This window comes from Cellulomonas sp. GbtcB1, from assembly GCF_019091725.1.
Classification (GTDB): Bacteria; Actinomycetota; Actinomycetes; order Actinomycetales; family Cellulomonadaceae; genus Cellulomonas.
This window is the reverse complement of sequence record NZ_JAGXJG010000507.1, coordinates 1-239: the sequence shown is the minus strand read 5'-3', so window position 1 is coordinate 239 and position 239 is coordinate 1. Positions and strand designations below refer to the sequence as shown.

Genomic DNA, 239 nt, shown 5'->3' with positions numbered 1-239 from the left:
TCGTCTACCAGGACCCCGCGCTGTGCGACTACCTCGACATCGTCCACAACATGTTCCTGGGCCGGGAGCTGAAGAAGGGCATCCGGCTCGACGAGGACGCGATGGAGACCCGGGCCGCGGAGGTGCTGGCCTCGCTGTCGGTGCGGACGGTGCGGGCGATCCGGCTGCACGTCGCGCGCCTGTCCGGCGGGCGGCGGCAGACCGTCGCGGTCGCCCGCGTGGTGCTGTGGAACTCGACG

1 pseudogene is annotated in these 239 nt (G+C 71.5%); it reads left to right on the top strand.

Annotation, left to right across the window (positions count from 1 at the left end):
* Positions 1-239 (top strand): annotated as a pseudogene (locus KVT14_RS21195) (sugar ABC transporter ATP-binding protein); the annotation flags it as partial.